This is a genomic window from Pseudomonas frederiksbergensis, from assembly GCF_900105495.1.
Classification (GTDB): domain Bacteria; phylum Pseudomonadota; class Gammaproteobacteria; order Pseudomonadales; family Pseudomonadaceae; genus Aquipseudomonas; species Aquipseudomonas frederiksbergensis.
This window is the reverse complement of sequence record NZ_FNTF01000002.1, coordinates 84,414-102,540: the sequence shown is the minus strand read 5'-3', so window position 1 is coordinate 102,540 and position 18,127 is coordinate 84,414. Positions and strand designations below refer to the sequence as shown.

Below are 18,127 nucleotides of genomic sequence, written 5' to 3'. Positions count from 1 at the left end.
CTAGGAGTGGATTCGTGAGGCGTTTGTGAAAGGCCTGTGATTAATCTGTTGGCGTTTTGGCCAGGCGCGCGTGTTCAGACAATTCCTGTTCGATGAACGCAGCGATCATGGCGCGGTAAACCTGCTCCGTTACCGCTGGGCTGGCGCCTGCGCCCTCAGCCAGTGCGCGAACTTTGGCGATGACCTGCTCGACCCGCGCCGGGGCTTTCACCGCGTCGGTGTCCTTCTTGAAACGAGCCGCCTGCGCCACGTAAGCGCCGCGCTCGGCCAGCAGGGTGACCATCTGACGGTCCAGTCGATCAATATTTTGGCGAACGTCTTCGAGGGAGTTGCAGGTAACGACCATGTTGTTCGAGCTCCATTTTTCTACGGGGGACGGATTAATAGTGATACCACTTCACCTCAAGCATCACTTCATTCTCGGGCGAAGCCAGGTGACTGAATTCGCGCTGGGCACTGAGGCGTAAACCCAGGTTGCGCGACAATTCCCACTGCTGATTCAGACTCACGCTACGGCGTACTTCACCGTTGGTGAAAAAATCGCCTTTGGCTTCCAGGCTGAAGTTGCCCAACGGGTTTTTCCACAGCAAACCGCTGTTGAACCCCGCCGCCGGGGCGATGAAACCGGCAAAATCGTTGTTGTGTTCAACGCGCACGGTGCCCAAAGCAAAGCCGAGCATGTCGTCGCCCAGTTGCCAGGTCCCGCCGCCACCGCCATTGACGTGGCTGACCAGGGTTTCGTCGTCATGCTTGCCCGGCACGCGCTCCAGGCCGCCAGTGACTTGCCACGAGAGCGGCTGCAGCAATTCATTGCGCGGGGTCAGGGAACGGATGGTCGCCAGGTCAAATTGCTGCAACTGCCAGTGATTGCCCTCGTACTGGCGCAGTTTCATTTGCAGGATTTCGATCTGCGCGCCAAGGGGGAAACTCTCGGCGTTGTCGTTGAGGTCGTGATACGCCATGCGCAAGCCGTACTCGCCAAACGCCTTGTCGCCTCGAGTGCCGATACCGGCCTGCCAGGTGCGCGATTCATGGCCATTCTCAGGCAGGCCAGGTTGCGGGATGTCCAGTTCCGGTGCCGGGTTCTGGTTGATCGCCCGCAGCAATTCGAAACTGCGTTGCGCCCGTTGCGGATCACGTTCCTGACCGTTGGCGCGGTAGCGCTCCAGGCGATAGGCGGCGTCGATGATCAATGCCTGGCGATCCTTGGGTTGAGCCTTGAACGCCGGTTCTTGCAACTGCTTCTGGTCGGCACTGACTTTCAGCACCCACTCCTGTTCTTCATGGGTCAACGGTTCGGCGCGGCTCAGCAGTTCACGTTCGCGAGACGGTCGATACTGAATGGATTCCACCAGCCCGGCTTCTTTCACCGCTTTCACGGTGTCGGTAGGAATCGCGGTCAGCGGGAACAGTTCGGTCAATCGCAGGTTCGGGCGGGCCACTTGTAGCAGTTCGAGCAGGCGATATGAGCAGTTTTCATCGAAGAAAAAATAATCGAACTGAATCTGCTTGAGCTCCCAGACGTGCTCGACCATGCGCTCGGTTTCTGTCTGGGTCAGATTGAGGCGGTATTCCCACAGATCGCGATTCTCCAGGCTGCGGTATTCCGAGAGTTTTTCCTGATAGGGCACCAGGGCAAACAGACCCGGATAGCCGCCCATCAAGCCTTTCCACGCATACAGGATGCTGTTGTCCGAGCCTTCGATGTACGCGCCGAAGTTGATTGCATAACTGAGCAGGGCGGTTTGATCGCTCTGTACATTGGCCTGGTCGATGCGCAGCAATGTATGACCGAACATCGATGACGGGCTGTTCAGATACGCTGCCGGGAAAATCATCACCGCACTGTGGGGCGAGACATCCTTGAACCATTGCTTGAATTCGGTGCAGGGAGGCGTCGGCAGATCGGTCAGGTTGAGCTGTGCCTTGAGCCAGCGGGTGCGGGCCGGGTAGACGCATTGCGCATGTTTTTCGCCCGCACTGGCCGGGGCGTACAGCGCTTGCACGGTCGCCGCCAGCTCGCGGTCAGGATGTTCATTGCCGTCGGCGGCGAGGAAGAATTTCTTGTCGCTGACATAGCTGCGCCAGCCGCCGAGTTTGGCGGCTTCGTAGTGACCCAGGGAAATCCAGAAGGGGTCATTGGCCAGTTGCTGCAAACGTTGATTGTCGATTTTGGGCGTGGCAGACAGCGGGGCACAGACACAGAGCGCCAGCCAGGCAAGGCGTTTGAGCATAGTGGGCAACTTAAGTCGGAAGAAACAAAGACCCGAAGGGGCAGGCCAAAAGGGCCAGGTTCAAAAAATAAAGCCCGCTCCCCGAAAGGAGCGGGCGAGTCGAGCTTAAGCTTGAGTGGCGTACTTGGCCAGACGCGGATCGCTCTTCAGAACGGCCAGGGTATTGGTATGCACATCGTCAGCGGTCACGTCAGCCTTGCTGAAGATCTGCTGGAAGTGCTCATGAGTAACGGCGGCGAAATGCGCACGGTCTTCCGGCGCCACGCCCAGTACCACAGCGTAAGTGGTCAGCGCTTCGCCCTGACCTTTAGCCATGTCTTCGGACAGCTCGTTCATCATGCCATTCATGGCAATCCAGGATTTGCCGCCATAGGTCAGCGACGCATTGGTCGAGCAACCGTTGGTACCCGAGGTCATACCGAACGTTGCGTTGCCGGAAGTGCCGTTGGTGGTGGATGCCAGGAAGTGAGCCGGGGTGCCACGCTGACCTTCGAACAGCATGTTGCCCCAACCGCAATCCGGGCCGCCTGGCGCCTGAGCCATGGCATTGAGGGATACAGCGGTGAAGAGAGTACCGAGAAGAATCCGTTTCATAGCTTTGTTCTCTTTATGTGCATACCAATGGACAAGGGGTCTGGCCCAATCTGGCGCCAGTGGGCCGGTTATCGTTCCAGCCGCGCAGTTTGGAGTTTAGGCACGTTCCTGAGGTTCCGTTATTTTTTGCATAACATTCGTTGAAAACACTGATTTAGACCCTGCCCGCACAGCAATACCGCTTTGTCTATGCTTTGGCCAGAGGCGCGCCTTGCAAGTGAGGTATGGGCAGCGCCAGAATGCCGCTATCTGCCCCGCCTGATGTAAGGAAGCCCGATGTCTGATCCTGTTGCTGCCAGCTTGCGTCTAGCGCCTGAAGCGCTGACCCGTCCGTTTTCCGCTGAACAGTTCAGCTTCTCTACCACCAATGATCTGGAGCCCTTCCGCGGTGTGCTTGGCCAGGAACGTGCGGTCGAAGCCTTGCAGTTCGGTGTGGCGATGCCACGCCCCGGTTACAACGTATTCGTCATGGGCGAGCCCGGCACCGGCCGGTTTTCGTTCGTCAAACGCTACCTGAGAGCCGAAGGCAAGCGCCTGCAGACCCCGGCCGACTGGGTCTACGTCAATAATTTCGATGATCCTCGCGAACCTCGCGCACTGGAGTTGCCGTCGGGCACTGCTGGCGCCTTTATCGATGACATCAACGGCCTGATCGACAACTTGCTGGCGACTTTTCCGGCGGTGTTCGAACACCCGTCCTACCAGCAAAAGAAAAGCGCCATCGACCGCGCCTTCAACCAGCGTTACGACAAAGCGCTGGACGTGATCGAGCGCCTGGCGCTGGAGAAGGACGTTGCGCTGTACCGCGACAGTACCAATATCGCCTTCACGCCGATGAGCGAAGGCAAAGCCGTGGACGAAGCCGAATTTGCCCAGTTGCCGGAAGCCGATCGCGAGCGTTTTCACGACGACATTGCATGGCTGGAAGAGCGGCTGAACGAAGAACTCGCCAGCCTGCCGCAGTGGAAGCGTGAGTCGAGCAATCAACTGCGCCAGCTCAACGAAGAAACCATCACCCTGGCCTTGCAGCCATTGCTTTCTCCATTGTCGGAGAAGTATGCGGAAAACGCGGCGGTCTGCGGTTACCTGCAAGCGATGCAGGTGTACCTGCTCAAGACTGTGGTCGAGCAACTGGTGGACGACAGCAAGACGGACGCCATCGCCCGCAAGCTGCTGGAAGAGCAATACGCGCCGAGCCTGGTGGTCGGTCATCCGTTCAGCGGCGGTGCGCCAGTGGTCTTTGAGCCGCACCCGACTTACGAAAACCTGTTCGGCCGCATCGAGTACACCACCGATCAGGGCGCGCTCTACACCACATATCGACAGTTGCGTCCGGGTGCGCTGCACCGCGCCAACGGCGGCTTCCTGATTCTTGAAGCGGAAAAAATGCTCAGCGAGCCGTTCGTGTGGGACGCGCTCAAACGCGCGCTGCAATCGCGCAAGCTGAAAATGGAATCGCCGCTGGGCGAGATGGGCCGTTTCGCGACCGTGACCCTTAATCCGCAACATATTCCGTTGCAGGTCAAAGTCGTGATCATTGGCGCCCGACAGCTTTACTACACGCTGCAGGACCTCGATCCGGACTTCCAGGAGATGTTCCGCGTCCTGGTGGACTTCGACGAAGACATCCCGATGGTCGACGAAAGCCTGGAGCAGTTCGCCCAGTTGCTCAAGACCCGCACCTCCGAGGAAGGCATGGCGCCGCTGACCGCCGATGCGGTGGCGCGCCTGGCGACTTACAGTGCTCGCCTGGCTGAGCACCAGGGGCGTTTGTCGGCGCGGATCGGTGATCTGTTCCAACTGGTCAGCGAGGCGGATTTCATTCGCCAACTGGCCAGTGACGAAATGACCGACGCCGGGCACATCGAACGTGCGCTCAAGGCCAAGGCCACGCGAACCGGGCGCGTCTCGGCGCGGATTCTCGATGACATGCTGGCCGGGATCATCCTGATCGACACGGACGGCGCGGCGGTGGGCAAATGTAACGGGCTGACAGTGCTGGAGGTCGGTGACTCGGCGTTCGGTGTGCCGGCGCGGATTTCCGCCACGGTGTATCCGGGCGGTAGCGGCATCGTCGACATCGAGCGCGAGGTCAATCTTGGCCAGCCGATTCACTCCAAGGGCGTGATGATCCTCACCGGGTATCTGGGCAGCCGATACGCCCAGGAATTCCCGCTGGCGATTTCCGCGAGTATCGCCCTGGAGCAATCCTACGGTTACGTCGATGGTGATAGTGCATCGTTGGGCGAGGCTTGCACGCTGATTTCGGCCCTGTCGAAAACCCCGCTCAAGCAGTGTTTTGCGATTACCGGTTCGATCAACCAGTTCGGTGAAGTGCAGGCGGTGGGCGGGGTCAACGAGAAGATCGAAGGCTTCTTCCGGCTCTGCGAAGCCCGTGGGTTGACCGGCGAGCAGGGAGCAATCATTCCCCACGCCAACGTTGCCACGCTGATGCTCGACGAGAAAGTGCTGACGGCGGTGCGCGCGGGGCAGTTCCACGTCTACGCCGTGCGCCAGGCTGATGAAGCCCTGAGCCTGTTGGTCGGTGAGCCGGCCGGTGCGCCGGACGCGGATGGCCAGTTCCCTGAAGGCAGCGTTAACGCGCGGGTGGTGGAACGCTTGCGGGTCATCGCAGAAATGATCAGCGAAGAGGACCTCAAGGAAGCCGAGAAAGAAGCTGCGCAGGAAGCCCTGGTCGAGGCCAAACCGGCCTGACCGATCTGAAGGATCACACCGATCCACTGTGGGAGCGAGCCTGCTCGCGATGACGCACTGCCATCCAGCACATGTGTTGGCTGGAAGTCCGCTATCGCGAGCAGGCTCGCTCCCACACTTGTATTAAGTGAACGCTGAAAAAGTGCCATCACTCTGACGTCAATATTCACACAATGACCATTCGGCGCCTTCTGGTCCCGCTTGACGTGCTAGTCAGACTTTTCCTCTATTCTCAGGTCAAGGATATCGACAGTAATCACTGGATCGAGACAGCCCTCCCGTGGGGGTTGAATACCGGATCTACCGAGGGTCGCCGCCATGTCGCGCAACCTCTGCCTCACCCGCCAATGCCTGGGCCTTGTGACCCGTATCGAGTGTGCCATCCGCCCATTGGCGGGAGATACGGGCATGTGGACCTTACTCTTCGCCGCCGGAATGGCCGGCGAACAACCTTCTGCCATTAAAGCCCAGGGCCCGTTTCATGGCCCCTTTGTGGCTGAGTCGATCCTCGACACCATCGTTGAAAGTCTCACCCTGCATGGCTATGAGCTGGCCGATGATCCGCAAATCTGGTGCCTGCACCTGCAAGCTCAGTTGCGGGAAATCAATGGTGGCCGCTGCCGCAACTCTGGAGGCTTCGAGTTTCGGCCCGAGCATTGAGCAAACTATTGAACAAGGTGGGAGGTGTCCGCCTTATCGAGTTTGACCTCAAAGCCATATTGCACGGTGGAGAGGTCGGTTCGTTGATAGGTTTCCAGGCGGGTTGGTTGCCCGTAGAAATAATGCACCCCCAATAATGCCGGGCCTTCTGCGCTCGCATCGTGGCTGACCGCCAGAATCTCCTTCAGATAATTGCCGCTGTCGTCCTTGGCGAAGAAACGCCAGTCCTGGGCGGGAAACTGCTTCAGATCAACCACCAACGCATTGCCTTTGAGCGTCAGCCCTTTGGGCAGCTGGTGGGCGTCGATGGTTTTCTTTTCGATGCTGGCGAGAAACAACGGCATGGAGCCCACTGCGTAAGCCGGCGTTTCCGGAAACAGGTTCAAGTCGTAGGTGATAGTGCCGCGCAGGGGATCGACCTGATAAGCCTCAGGCGGCAATTCGATCGGCTCATCGCGCTTGCCGTTACTGTCCTCGGTAAAGAAGCTGACCGGGCTTTCGCCAGGGTTGAAGGAGGTGCCGAGCAGCTCATCATTGAAGCTTTTGGGGTGATCGAAGTCGATACGCGCGGCGCTGGGGTCTTCGACCGACTGACTGATGCGGACGCTTTTTTTCAGTTGCTCTTCGCCAAGTGTGGCGCCCTTGAGCCAGCTCGGGGCCTGGTCGTCGTACACCACCACCGGCAGCGTCAGGGGCTGGATGGTCTTTTGCGTGGTATGTGGGTCGAAGCGAAGTACCGGCAGGTTCAAGTCCTTGCGAGTCACCGTGGCCGTTGAAAAGTCCAGTACGCTGACCTCAAGCGTTTCGATCGGTCCGTTGAAGTACACCTTGGAATACTGTCGGCTCTGTTGCTTCTCAAAGGCGCGCTGTTCTTCCTCGAGCTGTTTTTCGAAGCTCTCGCTCCAGGCTTTCTGCTGTTGCATTTTCGCCAGTTGTTTTTGATAGAAGGCTATTTGTGCGGAGGTTTCGTTGATCGAGCCTGAGCGCGAGAGAAATTGCCCGGTGCTGTCCCTGGCCTGGACGATCAGCGGGTTCAACGGTATTTGGCTGACCTCCGGGGCCAGTGGCGCGCTGTTGTTGAATTCGATTTCGGCATAGTTGTTTGCAAGGTTGAGCAGGGTGACGCTGAGGTTGTCGTTGGTGCGAGTCTGGCCAACGTCCTTTTTCGTCAGGTCGAAGCTGTAGAGCCGACCCGGCGCGATGATTTCCACCTTGCCTTGCAGGCTCACCGGTTGTGGCTGTTTCGTGTTTTCGACACCCAGGCCATCGATGAAGGGGTAGGTCACCGTCAGGTCTTCAGGGTTGGTCAGGTTTGAGCTCGATGGGCTCAGTTGAATTCCAGGATCGGTTTCTGACCATTCCGGTTGATATTGAATGACGCGTTTGTTGCTCAAAGTTACCGATTGCCATTCAAGGCTATGGGGAAAGAGATACGCGGCCGGAATGTTGAAGTTGAAGGGGAGCACCGGTTGCAGGTCGGTCAGGTAGTCGGAACTGGAATCCTTGTGCAGCACGAACAGGCCGTTGATATACGTGTCGACCAAAGCCTGGGGCGTCGGATAGTGCTTGAGGATCGCGAGGGCGTCTTCGCCATATTCTGTTTCCACCGGTTTGCTGTCGAGCTTGAGTTGCGCACGCTCAAGCAACAACAGTGAGCCGCCAAGTTCAGCCACGGCATCCTTGAGCTTTGGGTCCTGAATCGCCTCCAGAGACTTCTCGAACTGCGCCGTCCTTTCCTCGAGGCTGACCTGGCGCTTCTCCTCGCTGGGTGAGCAGGCACTCATCAGCAAAGCCAGGCAAATTCCGGCGCTCGTTAAAGGCAATCGCACATCCATTTCCCGTCTTCCTGTCCGCTGTCGCTGAGCTGTCATTGCTTTGGACACTAGCAGAAAAACCTTGTCACACACGCGCAGGTTGCGGATTTCCCAACGGTTTCTGTCTGCTTCTGGGTATAGACAGGCGGCTGGTATACTCGCAGCCATTTTCAACCCCACGTGTGAGAGTCAATGGAACGCTTTATCGAAAACGCAATGTACGCCAGTCGCTGGCTGCTGGCGCCAATCTACTTCGGTCTGTCCCTTGGGCTGCTGGCCCTGGCGCTGAAATTCTTCCAGGAAGTCTTCCACGTCATCCCTAACGTGTTCTCGATGGCCGAGTCGGATCTGATTCTGGTGCTGCTCTCGCTGATCGACATGGCGCTGGTAGGCGGTTTGCTGGTGATGGTGATGATTTCCGGCTACGAGAACTTCGTTTCCCAACTGGACATCGACGACGACAAGGAAAAGCTCAACTGGCTGGGCACCATGGATTCCTCTTCGTTGAAGATGAAGGTGGCTGCTTCTATCGTGGCCATTTCGTCCATCCATCTGCTGCGGATTTTCATGGACGCCAAGAACGTCGATCCCGAGCATTTGAAGTGGTACGTGATCATCCACATGACCTTCGTGATTTCGGCGTTTGCCATGGGCTATCTGGATAAGCTGACCAAGCACTGATCGCTTTTACCGGTATACCCAACCGCCCGAATGTTGCGAAACAGACGGGCGGTGTCGTTTATGGCTTGTACTTTGAAGCGCCGAGGCCTATGCCTGTAATGATCTTGGCTCGCCACTGTGTGAGGTGTGTTCATGAACCTGCAAGAGTTGAATGCCTATGCCATCGCCGGGAAGATTGATGAACTCAACCTGATCTCGATGGAAGGCGGGATCTATCTATTGGAAGCGCGGATGCATGGCGCGGCGTACCCATTGAGTGATGCCCGCGGCCAGATGTTTCATTTGCGTTCGGTCGAGCATGCGCGTGAAGTGCTTCATGCCTTTCCCAGCTTGCCGTTCAACCTTGTACACATTTCGGTTCATGACGAGATGTGTGGGCTCGGTGCCAGTTCCGAAGAGAGCCTGAAGGTACCCATCGCGTGGCAGCACTGACAGCTCTCATCAACTCAATGGCATCTGTGCTAGTCTGCTGGCCCTTTTGGTTCCGGGCGCTCCGGGGCGCGCTGTGTACGCACGGCGAGTTCCAGGGCCGTCCGCACAGCGGAGCAGTGTCATGTCCGAAGTAAATCTGTCCACCGACGAAACCCGCGTCAGCTACGGTATTGGCCGTCAGTTGGGCGACCAACTGCGCGACAACCCGCCACCGGGCGTTAGCCTGGACGCGATCCTGGCAGGTCTGACCGACGCTTTCGCCGGCAAGGAAAGCCGTGTGGGCCAGGAAGAAATGTCCGCGAGCTTCAAGGTCATTCGCGAAATCATGCAAGCTGAAGCAGCTGCCAAAGCTGAAGCCGCTGCTGGCGAAGGCCTGGCATTCCTGGCTGAAAACGCCAAGCGTGACGGCATCACCACTCTGGCTTCCGGCCTGCAATTCGAAGTGCTGACTCAAGGTGAAGGCGCCAAGCCAACCCGTGAAGATCAAGTACGCACTCACTACCACGGCACTCTGATCGACGGCACTGTGTTCGACAGCTCCTACGATCGTGGTCAGCCTGCAGAATTCCCGGTTGGCGGCGTGATCGCTGGCTGGACCGAAGCCCTGCAACTGATGAACGCCGGCAGCAAATGGCGTCTGTACGTGCCGAGCGAACTGGCTTACGGCGCTCAAGGCGTTGGCAGCATTCCGCCGCACAGCGTGCTGGTGTTCGACGTCGAGCTGCTCGACGTTCTGTAATACCTGGCCCGATGCTACGTCGGGCTAATGTGGGAGCGAGCCTGCTCGCGACAGCGGCATAACAATCGACTGAAATGTTGAATGCTAGTCAGCCTTCGCGAGCAGGCTCGCTCCCACAGTTTTTGCAGTGATCTTCATACCTCGAACTTTGTATTGAGATCATGAGACGGGCGCAATGCCCGGGCATAGCAGAACAGAAACAGATTGCGCACCAGTTCCTTGAGCACCACCGGCTCGCTGGAACTCAAGCCGTTGAGGTCCAGATCACCCTGATCCTGCAGCTCGTTCAAGGCTTCTTCTTCAAGCACCGCACAGACTTCCCCGGTTTCCCGATGCAGGATCCTGAGGTAAGGGTGTGGGCGGTCCAGCCAGGCGTCGATCAAATAAGTCATGGGTCTCATCTCCATTGATGGGTTTCAATGAGAATAATTCTTATTCAACAAATAGCAAGGACCTATTGGCGGTTTGTGTTTTTTTAAGGGTAAAGGTTGCGTAAGGTCAAAACGGCTGGCGTTTGGCTATTGCGAGGGATTGCTGGGCGAAGCGGGGGAGGGGGAAGCACCATCCCACGCAGGACGCGGGATGGAATACAGCAGGCTCAGACTTTTCTGACGAACTCGGATTTGAGCTTCATCGGGCCGATGCCGTCGATCTTGCAGTCGATGTCGTGATCACCATCGCACAGGCGGATGTTCTTGACCTTGGTACCGACCTTGACCACCAGCGATGTGCCTTTGACCTTGAGGTCCTTGATCACGGTGATGGTGTCGCCGTCCTGCAGGACATTGCCGACCGAATCCTTTTTCACGGTGTCATCGGACACTGCTTCGGCTTCGCCGCTGGCGGACCACTCGTGGGCGCACTCAGGGCAGATCAACTGGGCGCCGTCTTCGTAGGTGTATTCGGAATTGCATTTTGGGCAGGGTGGCAACGTGCTCACTAAAGCTCCTTGGATTGAGGATCGCTAAAAGTCGCACATTATATAGGGTTTTAGGCCGAAGAGGGCGTGGCGCTAAATAACCTGTGGGAGCGGCCCGTGGCGAGGGGGCTCCCACAGGGGGATGAATCAGTGCGTGCGGGCGACCGCAAACTCGCTCAGCTCGACCAGAGCATCGCGGTATTCGCTGGCAGGCAGTGCATCGAGGCATTTGATCGCGCGGGCCACGTAGTCACGGGCCAGTTGCGCGGTGTAATCCAGCGAACCAGACGCTTCGACGGCTTCGCGGATGCTTTCCAGGTCTTCGATGCCGCCTTTCTGGATCGCCTTGCGTACCAGGGCAGCCTGCTCCGGCGTGCCTTCGCGCATGGTGTAGATCAGCGGCAAGGTCGGCTTGCCTTCAGCCAGATCATCGCCGACGTTTTTGCCCAGGGTTTCGGCGTCGCCTTTATAGTCCAGCAGGTCGTCGACCAATTGGAACGCCACGCCCAGATGATCGCCGAATGTACGCAGGGCTTCCGACTGTTCCGATGTCGCTTCGCAAAGCGCAGCAGCACTGTGTGTCGAGGCCTCGAAGAGCATCGCGGTCTTGCCGCGGATGACTTCCATGTAGGTCTCTTCGGTGGTGCTGGCGTCACGAACCTTCGACAGTTGCAACACTTCGCCTTCGGCGATGATGCGCGTGGCTTGCGAAAGGATTTTCATCACCGGCATGGAGCCCAGTTCGACCATCATTTCGAAGGACCGCGAATACAGGAAGTCGCCCACCAGTACGCTCGGGGCGTTGCCCCACATGGCGTTGGCGGTCGAGCGGCCACGGCGCATGCCGGACATGTCGACTACGTCGTCATGCAGCAGGGTTGCGGTGTGCAGGAACTCGATGGTCGCGGCCAGCAGGCGCAGGTCATCGCCTTCGCGCCCCAGTGCCTTGCCACACAGCAACACTAATAGAGGACGCAGGCGTTTACCGCCAGCCGAGGTAATGTAATCGCCGATTTTCGATACCAGCGGCACTCGGGAAGTCAGCTGCTTCTTGATGATGCCGTCGACGGCGCTAAAATCGTCCGCCACCGCGCGGTAGAAAGCTTGGGGTTGCATCAGCGACAGTTGCTCCAGAAGGGTTGCGCGGCATGCTAGGACCCACGTCGGCGGGTGTCAAGGCACGATGGACGGCCTCTTGCATCGCCTCGGCAGCTTGCGTACAATCGCGCACCCTGAACTTCCTGGGCAGCACCTGCCTTACGCAATTGCAAACAGGCCTTCCAGCCCAATGCAGCCATGCCAGCCAATACCTCTTCTTATAAAGAGCTGGGTGAGCAGGATTATCGGAGAAATACCATGTCGTACGCAGTAATTGTTACTGGTGGCAAGCAATACAAGGTCGCCCCAGGTGAATACCTGAAGATCGAAAAACTGGAAATCGCTACCGGCGAATCCGTAACTTTTGATCGCGTTCTGTTGGTCGCCAATGGCGATGACGTGAACATCGGCGCTCCAGTTGTTGCTGGCGCTACCGTTGTGGCTGAAGTGATCTCCCAAGGTCGTCACGATAAAGTCCGCATCATCAAGTTCCGTCGTCGTAAGCACCACATGAAGCGTATGGGCCACCGCCAGTGGTACACCGAGATCAAAATCACCGGTATTCAGGCTTAATTTCAGCCTAATTCCTCACTAGGAGAATTGACTCATGGCACACAAAAAAGCTGGTGGTAGTACCCGTAACGGTCGCGACTCAGAAGCCAAACGCCTTGGCGTGAAGATGTATGGCGGCCAGGTTATCATTCCGGGCAACATCATCGTGCGTCAGCGCGGCACCCAATTCCACGCTGGCTACGGCGTTGGCATGGGCAAGGATCACACTCTGTTCGCTAAAATCGACGGCGTGATCAAGTTCGAAGTAAAGGGCGCCTTCGGTCGTCGTTACGTAAGCATTGTCCCGAAGACTGAAGTCGTCGCGGCATAATTGCGTAGTTGCTGGAAAAGCCCTGTCTCGCGACGGGGCTTTTTCGTTTGTGGGGTGAGTCTCTTGCAAAGCTGTTTGTGATGGGCTCCAGCGCTGGATTTGCGGTCGTTGATTGAGGTCGCTGCGCTCATTTTTGCAAGAGTCTTATGTCTTAGTGTTTTTCGGCTCGTCCGTATGACGAGAGGCGTTTTGTTATGAAGTTTGTTGATGAAGTATCGATTCGAGTAAAGGCCGGTGACGGCGGCAACGGTTGCATGAGCTTCCGTCGCGAAAAATTCATTGAAAACGGCGGCCCGAACGGCGGTGATGGTGGTGATGGCGGCTCGGTCTACATGATCGCCGACGAAAACCTCAACACCCTGGTGGACTACCGTTACACCCGGCACTTTGATGCCGAGCGTGGTTCCAACGGCGGCAGCACTGACTGCACCGGCAAAAAAGGTGAAGAGCTGGTCCTGCGTGTTCCGGTCGGCACTACCGTCATCGACTCTGCCACCCAGGAAGTGATCGGCGACCTGACCAAAGCTGGCCAGAAACTGCTGGTGGCTCATGGCGGCTGGCACGGTCTGGGTAACACCCGATTCAAATCCAGTACCAACCGTGCTCCGCGCCAGACCACTCCGGGTAAGCCGGGCGAGGCGCGTGACCTGAAGCTGGAAATGAAGGTATTGGCTGACGTCGGCCTGCTGGGCTTGCCGAACGCCGGTAAAAGTACCCTGATCCGCGCTGTATCGGCCGCCAAGCCGAAAGTCGCCGACTACCCGTTCACCACGCTGGTGCCGAACCTGGGTGTGGTCAGTGTCGATCGCTGGAAAAGCTTTGTGGTCGCGGACATTCCGGGCCTGATCGAAGGTGCTTCCGACGGCGCAGGCCTGGGGATTCGCTTCCTCAAGCACTTGTCGCGTACCCGTCTGTTGCTGCACCTCGTGGACATGGCGCCGCTGGATGACACCAGCGCTCCGGATGCTGCCGAAGTGATCGTCAGCGAACTGACCAAGTTCAGCCCGTCCCTGGCTGAGCGCGATCGTTGGTTGGTGCTGAACAAGTGCGACCAGATTCTTGAGGAAGAGCACGACGAGCGCGTCAAGGAAATCGTAGATCGCCTGGAGTGGACCGGTCCTGTCTATGTGATCTCGGCGATCTCCAAGCTGGGTACCGAGCGTCTGTGTCACGACATCATGCGTTATCTGGAAGATCGTGCCGATCGTCTGGCTGCCGACCCTGCGTACAAGGAAGAGTTGGCCGAGCTCGATCAGCGCATCGAAGACGAAGCTCGTGCTCAGTTGCAGGCCCTGGATGACCAGCGTGCCCTGCGCCGTAGCGGCGTGAAGTCGGTCCACGACATCGGCGACGATGATTGGGACGAAAAAGATGTGGATGACGAAGACGGTCCGGAAATCATTTACGTGCGTGACTGATTCGTTGCGATAAACTTAAACGCCGCTCACTGGAGCGGCGTTTTAGTATCTGGAAATCGATAGTTGGTCACGAATAACCACGAATAACGTTACGGGCAGTGCCAGGTCGCGCTGTCCTCAAGCTAAGGTTGAAGATGATGCGGAGCAAGGTGACAGGTGCGCGGCGTTGGGTCGTGAAGATCGGCAGCGCTTTGCTGACAGCGGATGGCAAGGGGCTGGATCGCGCGGCAATGAGTGTTTGGGTCGAGCAGATGGTGGCTTTGCATGAGGCTGGCGTCGAGCTGGTGCTGGTGTCCTCCGGGGCGGTGGCGGCCGGCATGAGCCGCTTGGGCTGGACCGTGCGACCCAGTGCGATGCACGAGCTGCAGGCCGCCGCCGCCATCGGTCAGATGGGGTTGGTGCAGGCCTGGGAATCGAGCTTTGCCGTGCATGGCCGGCATACCGCGCAGATTCTCCTCACTCACGATGACTTGTCCGACCGCAAGCGCTACCTGAATGCCCGTAGCACCTTGCGTGCGCTGGTCGAGCTGAAAGTTATTCCGGTGATCAACGAGAACGACACCGTGGTCACCGACGAAATACGTTTCGGCGACAACGACACCCTGGCAGCGTTGGTAGCCAACCTGGTCGAGGCTGACTTGCTGGTGATCCTTACTGATCGCGACGGCATGTTCGACGCCGATCCGCGCAACAACCCTGACGCCAATCTGATTTACGAGGCGCGCGCCGATGATCCGGCGCTGGATGCGGTGGCGGGCGGTACGGGTGGTGCGCTGGGTCGTGGGGGCATGCAGACCAAATTGCGTGCTGCGCGGCTGGCGGCTCGCTCCGGTGCGCACACCATCATCGTTGGTGGGCGTATTGAGCGCGTGCTGGATCGTCTCAAGGCTGGCGAGCGCATTGGCACCTTGCTGTCGCCCGAGCGCGGCATGCTGGCAGCGCGCAAGCAATGGCTGGCCGGGCACTTGCAAACCCGCGGCACGCTCGTGCTGGATGCTGGTGCGGTGACGGCGCTGTCCCAAGGCAACAAAAGTTTGCTGCCTGTGGGGGTCAAATTGGTCCAGGGCAGCTTCCGTCGTGGTGAGATGGTAGTTTGCGTGGCGTCGGATGGTCGTGAAATCGCTCGAGGCCTGGCCAACTACAGCGCGCTGGAAGCACAAAAAATCATCGGTCAGTCGTCTGAGGCGATTGTCGGTCTGTTGGGTTACATGGCGGAGCCGGAACTGGTTCATCGCGATAACCTGATCCTGGTCTGAAGGAATACCTGAATGCGCGTGGCAAAAGGATTGTTGGGTCTGCTGTTGATGATGCCGTTGCTGGCCTCGGCCGAGGAGATTGGTCAGGTGTCGACGGTGTTCAAGTTTGTCGGTCCGAACGACCGCATCGTCGTCGAAGCGTTTGATGATCCAAAGGTCGAGGGTGTGACTTGCTACCTGTCGCGGGCCAAGACGGGTGGCGTGAAGGGTGGTTTGGGGTTGGCTGAAGATCGCGCGGAAGCGTCTATCGCTTGTCGTCAGGTCGGACCGATCAGCTTCAAGGGCGAGTTGAAGGATGGTGACGAGGTGTTCAAGGAGCGCACGTCGCTGGTGTTCAAGACCATGCAGGTGGTGCGATTCCTCGACAAGAAGCGCAATACGCTGGTGTACCTGGTCTATAGCGATCGTGTGATCGAGGGTAGTCCGCAGAATGCGGTCACCGCCATCCCGATCCTGCCGTGGGCGCAGGCGCAGTAATCTAAAGAAGATCAAAAATATGGGAAGGGGCTGCCCCTTCCCATTTTTTTTGTGCTGTTGTTGCCAAATCGCAGGCAATAAAAAACCGACCCTGAGGTCGGTTTTTTAACAAGCTTATCGCTTATGCGGCAACAGCAAGGTTCAGAGCCTTGACGTGACCGTTCAGGCGGCTCTTATGACGAGCAGCCTTGTTCTTGTGGATGATGCCTTTATCGGCCATACGGTCGATAACTGGCACGGCCAGAACGTAAGCAGCTTGAGCTTTTTCAGCGTCTTTTGCGTCGATGGCTTTAACTACATTCTTGATGTAGGTACGAACCATGGAACGCAGGCTGGCGTTGTGGCTGCGACGCTTCTCAGCCTGTTTTGCACGTTTTTTGGCGGAAGGTGTGTTGGCCACCGTCGAGCTCCTCGAAAGACTTTTTAGGAAATAGCAAACAAAATAGGCCGCGAATCATGCCGATGAGTTGATGTCTTGTCAAGGGCGGTTGAGACGTTCCGCTAAGTGGTAGGTATAAAGAGGCGGGATATTTATTTCCGGCGCTTGACCTGTAAACTCGCGAGCTTTGGCTCTGTGCTGCTGCGGCGCGGAGTATCGCATAAGTAGGCGCTTTGTTCGCCTGCTGTTTATCGACAGGCACAAACTCTTTCAATGAATCTGCTCAAATCGTTAGCCGCCGTCAGCTCTATCACGATGCTTTCCCGGATTCTGGGGTTCGTTCGTGACACTCTCATTGCGCGCATATTTGGCGCAGGGATGGCGACTGACGCCTTCTTTATCGCCTTCAAATTGCCCAATCTGCTGCGACGGATCTTCGCCGAGGGGGCTTTTTCCCAGGCATTCGTACCGATTCTTGCCGAATATAAAAGCCAGAAGGGCGAGGAGGCGACGCGAACCTTCATTGCCTACGTCTCGGGCCTGCTGACACTGGTGCTGGCGGTGGTCACCGCTTTGGGCATGCTCGCTGCGCCGTGGGTCATCTGGGCGACCGCGCCAGGTTTCGCCGATACGCCGGAAAAATTCGAGCTGACGGCCAGCCTGTTGCGCGTGACCTTTCCTTATATCTTGCTGATATCCCTGTCTTCATTGGCCGGTGCGATCCTCAATACCTACAACCGTTTCTCGGTGCCGGCCTTTGTACCGACACTGCTCAACGTCAGCATGATCGTCTTTTCGCTGTTCCTGACCCCGTACTTCGATCCGCCGGTGATGGCGCTGGGCTGGGCAGTGCTGGTGGGTGGTCTGGCGCAATTGCTCTATCAGCTGCCGCACCTGAAAAAGCTCGGACTGCTGGTGTTGCCGCGCCTGAACCTGCGTGACAGCGGCGTCTGGCGGGTCATGAAACAAATGCTGCCGGCGATTCTCGGCGTGTCCGTTAGCCAGATTTCGCTGATCATCAATACTATTTTCGCCTCGTTCCTGGTCGCCGGTTCCGTGTCCTGGATGTACTACGCCGACCGTTTGATGGAATTACCGTCCGGTGTGCTGGGCGTGGCGCTGGGCACGATTCTCTTGCCGACCCTGGCCAAGACCTACGCCAGCAAGGATCGCCAAGAATATTCGCGGATCCTCGATTGGGGGCTGCGCCTGTGCTTTATGTTGGTGTTGCCGTGCTCACTGGCACTGGGGATTCTCGCCGAACCGTTGACGGTTTCCTTGTTCCAGTACGGCCAGTTCAGCGCGTTTGACGCCTCCATGACCCAACGGGCGCTGATCGCTTATTCGGTCGGTTTGCTCGGGATTATCGTGATAAAAGTGCTGGCGCCGGGCTTTTATGCGCAACAAAACATCCGTACGCCGGTAAAAATTGCGATTTTTACCCTGGTCGTTACCCAGTTGTTCAACCTGGTGTTGATCGGCCCGCTGGCCCATGCCGGCCTGGCGCTGGCCATCAGCATCGGCGCGTGCATTAACGCCGGGCTGCTGTTCTATCAGCTGCGCAAACAGCAGATGTATGAACCGCAACCGGGTTGGGCGAAATTTGGCTTCAAGCTGTTGATAGCGGTGTTGGTGATGTCGGCTGTGTTACTGGTCGGAATGCATTTCATGCCAGCCTGGGATCAAGGGCATATGCTGGAGCGGTTCCTGCGTCTGGGTGCATTGGTCGTTGCCGGTGTGGTGGCTTATTTCGGCATGTTGCTGTTGATGGGCTTCCGTTTGCGCGACTTCAATCGCAAAGCGCTGAGCTGAGGTCATGACCTCGATA

The 18,127-nt window shown here is 57.7% G+C and carries 19 protein-coding genes; 11 read left to right on the top strand and 8 right to left on the bottom strand.

Annotation, left to right across the window (positions count from 1 at the left end; all coding sequences use genetic code 11):
• Nucleotides 1-40: 40 nt before the first annotated feature.
• From BLW70_RS01070 to BLW70_RS01060, 3 genes are all read right to left on the bottom strand, one after another.
• Nucleotides 41-346 (bottom strand): chorismate mutase, encoded by a 306-nt coding sequence (locus BLW70_RS01070; protein WP_074871054.1) that lies wholly within the window; start codon nt 344-346, stop codon nt 41-43.
• Between the two features lie 34 nt (nt 347-380).
• Nucleotides 381-2,234, bottom strand: coding sequence for an Lnb N-terminal periplasmic domain-containing protein (locus BLW70_RS01065; RefSeq protein ID WP_074871052.1), 1,854 nt, complete (start codon nt 2,232-2,234; stop codon nt 381-383).
• 105 nt (nt 2,235-2,339) lie between these two features.
• On the bottom strand, nt 2,340-2,828 hold the full coding sequence (locus BLW70_RS01060) for a DUF3015 domain-containing protein (protein WP_017340868.1): 489 nt from the start codon (nt 2,826-2,828) through the stop codon (nt 2,340-2,342).
• A 276-nt stretch (nt 2,829-3,104) separates the two neighbouring features.
• Between BLW70_RS01060 and BLW70_RS01055 the strand changes: the two genes are divergently transcribed.
• Nucleotides 3,105-5,543 carry a Lon protease family protein gene (locus tag BLW70_RS01055; protein WP_074871050.1) on the top strand — a complete coding sequence of 813 codons (2,439 nt, stop codon included), beginning with the start codon at nt 3,105-3,107 and terminating at the stop codon, nt 5,541-5,543.
• Nucleotides 5,544-5,861: 318 nt separating this feature from the next.
• Nucleotides 5,862-6,203 carry a PA4575 family protein gene (locus BLW70_RS01050; RefSeq protein WP_074871047.1) on the top strand — a complete coding sequence of 114 codons (342 nt, stop codon included), beginning with the start codon at nt 5,862-5,864 and terminating at the stop codon, nt 6,201-6,203.
• Nucleotides 6,204-6,208: 5 nt separating this feature from the next.
• Here BLW70_RS01050 and BLW70_RS01045 read toward each other — a convergent pair whose 3' ends face one another.
• Nucleotides 6,209-8,038, bottom strand: a complete 1,830-nt coding sequence (locus tag BLW70_RS01045) for a hypothetical protein (RefSeq protein ID WP_074871046.1) — start codon at nt 8,036-8,038, stop codon at nt 6,209-6,211.
• Nucleotides 8,039-8,209: 171 nt separating this feature from the next.
• Here BLW70_RS01045 and BLW70_RS01040 point away from each other — a divergent pair, with 171 nt between their 5' ends.
• The 3 genes from BLW70_RS01040 to BLW70_RS01030 all read left to right on the top strand — a co-directional run bounded on the left by BLW70_RS01040 (nt 8,210) and on the right by BLW70_RS01030 (nt 9,869).
• Entirely contained in the window at nt 8,210-8,698 is a 489-nt protein-coding gene (locus BLW70_RS01040) for a TIGR00645 family protein (RefSeq protein WP_033054284.1), read from the top strand.
• Nucleotides 8,699-8,830: 132 nt separating this feature from the next.
• A complete protein-coding gene (locus tag BLW70_RS01035; protein ID WP_074871044.1) occupies nt 8,831-9,130 on the top strand; it encodes a DUF6482 family protein in 300 nt (99 codons plus the stop codon).
• Nucleotides 9,131-9,251: 121 nt separating this feature from the next.
• Complete coding sequence (locus BLW70_RS01030) at nt 9,252-9,869, top strand: BamJ family beta-barrel-assembly machinery protein (RefSeq protein WP_046048787.1); 618 nt, start codon at nt 9,252-9,254, stop codon at nt 9,867-9,869.
• 134 nt (nt 9,870-10,003) lie between these two features.
• Here BLW70_RS01030 and BLW70_RS01025 read toward each other — a convergent pair whose 3' ends face one another.
• The 3 genes from BLW70_RS01025 to BLW70_RS01015 all read right to left on the bottom strand — a co-directional run bounded on the left by BLW70_RS01025 (nt 10,004) and on the right by BLW70_RS01015 (nt 11,904).
• The gene (locus BLW70_RS01025; RefSeq protein WP_074871042.1) at nt 10,004-10,261 is read right to left on the bottom strand and encodes a PA4570 family protein; all 258 of its coding nucleotides are present in this window, start codon (nt 10,259-10,261) and stop codon (nt 10,004-10,006) included.
• 206 nt (nt 10,262-10,467) lie between these two features.
• A complete protein-coding gene (locus BLW70_RS01020; protein ID WP_008154270.1) occupies nt 10,468-10,809 on the bottom strand; it encodes a zinc ribbon domain-containing protein YjdM in 342 nt (113 codons plus the stop codon).
• A gap of 126 nt (nt 10,810-10,935) precedes the next feature.
• Nucleotides 10,936-11,904, bottom strand: coding sequence for a polyprenyl synthetase family protein (locus BLW70_RS01015; protein ID WP_033054288.1), 969 nt, complete (start codon nt 11,902-11,904; stop codon nt 10,936-10,938).
• 240 nt (nt 11,905-12,144) lie between these two features.
• On the opposite strand from BLW70_RS01015, the gene rplU reads away from it, so the two are divergent.
• From rplU to BLW70_RS00990, 5 genes are all read left to right on the top strand, one after another.
• Nucleotides 12,145-12,459 carry a 50S ribosomal protein L21 gene (gene rplU, locus BLW70_RS01010; protein ID WP_003176051.1) on the top strand — a complete coding sequence of 105 codons (315 nt, stop codon included), beginning with the start codon at nt 12,145-12,147 and terminating at the stop codon, nt 12,457-12,459.
• Between the two features lie 34 nt (nt 12,460-12,493).
• Nucleotides 12,494-12,769, top strand: coding sequence for a 50S ribosomal protein L27 (gene rpmA, locus BLW70_RS01005; RefSeq protein ID WP_017340859.1), 276 nt, complete (start codon nt 12,494-12,496; stop codon nt 12,767-12,769).
• 194 nt (nt 12,770-12,963) lie between these two features.
• A complete protein-coding gene (gene cgtA / locus BLW70_RS01000) occupies nt 12,964-14,187 on the top strand; it encodes an Obg family GTPase CgtA (RefSeq protein ID WP_074871040.1) in 1,224 nt (407 codons plus the stop codon).
• A 137-nt stretch (nt 14,188-14,324) separates the two neighbouring features.
• The gene (proB, locus tag BLW70_RS00995) at nt 14,325-15,443 is read left to right on the top strand and encodes a glutamate 5-kinase (RefSeq protein ID WP_074871039.1); all 1,119 of its coding nucleotides are present in this window, start codon (nt 14,325-14,327) and stop codon (nt 15,441-15,443) included.
• Between the two features lie 12 nt (nt 15,444-15,455).
• Nucleotides 15,456-15,920, top strand: coding sequence for a CreA family protein (locus BLW70_RS00990; RefSeq protein ID WP_074871037.1), 465 nt, complete (start codon nt 15,456-15,458; stop codon nt 15,918-15,920).
• Between the two features lie 121 nt (nt 15,921-16,041).
• Here the strand turns inward: BLW70_RS00990 and rpsT are convergent, their stop codons facing one another.
• Nucleotides 16,042-16,320 carry a 30S ribosomal protein S20 gene (gene rpsT, locus BLW70_RS00985; protein ID WP_008154937.1) on the bottom strand — a complete coding sequence of 93 codons (279 nt, stop codon included), beginning with the start codon at nt 16,318-16,320 and terminating at the stop codon, nt 16,042-16,044.
• 252 nt (nt 16,321-16,572) lie between these two features.
• Between rpsT and murJ the strand changes: the two genes are divergently transcribed.
• The gene (murJ, locus tag BLW70_RS00975) at nt 16,573-18,111 is read left to right on the top strand and encodes a murein biosynthesis integral membrane protein MurJ (RefSeq protein ID WP_074871036.1); all 1,539 of its coding nucleotides are present in this window, start codon (nt 16,573-16,575) and stop codon (nt 18,109-18,111) included.
• The last annotated feature ends 16 nt before the right edge of the window (nt 18,112-18,127 follow it).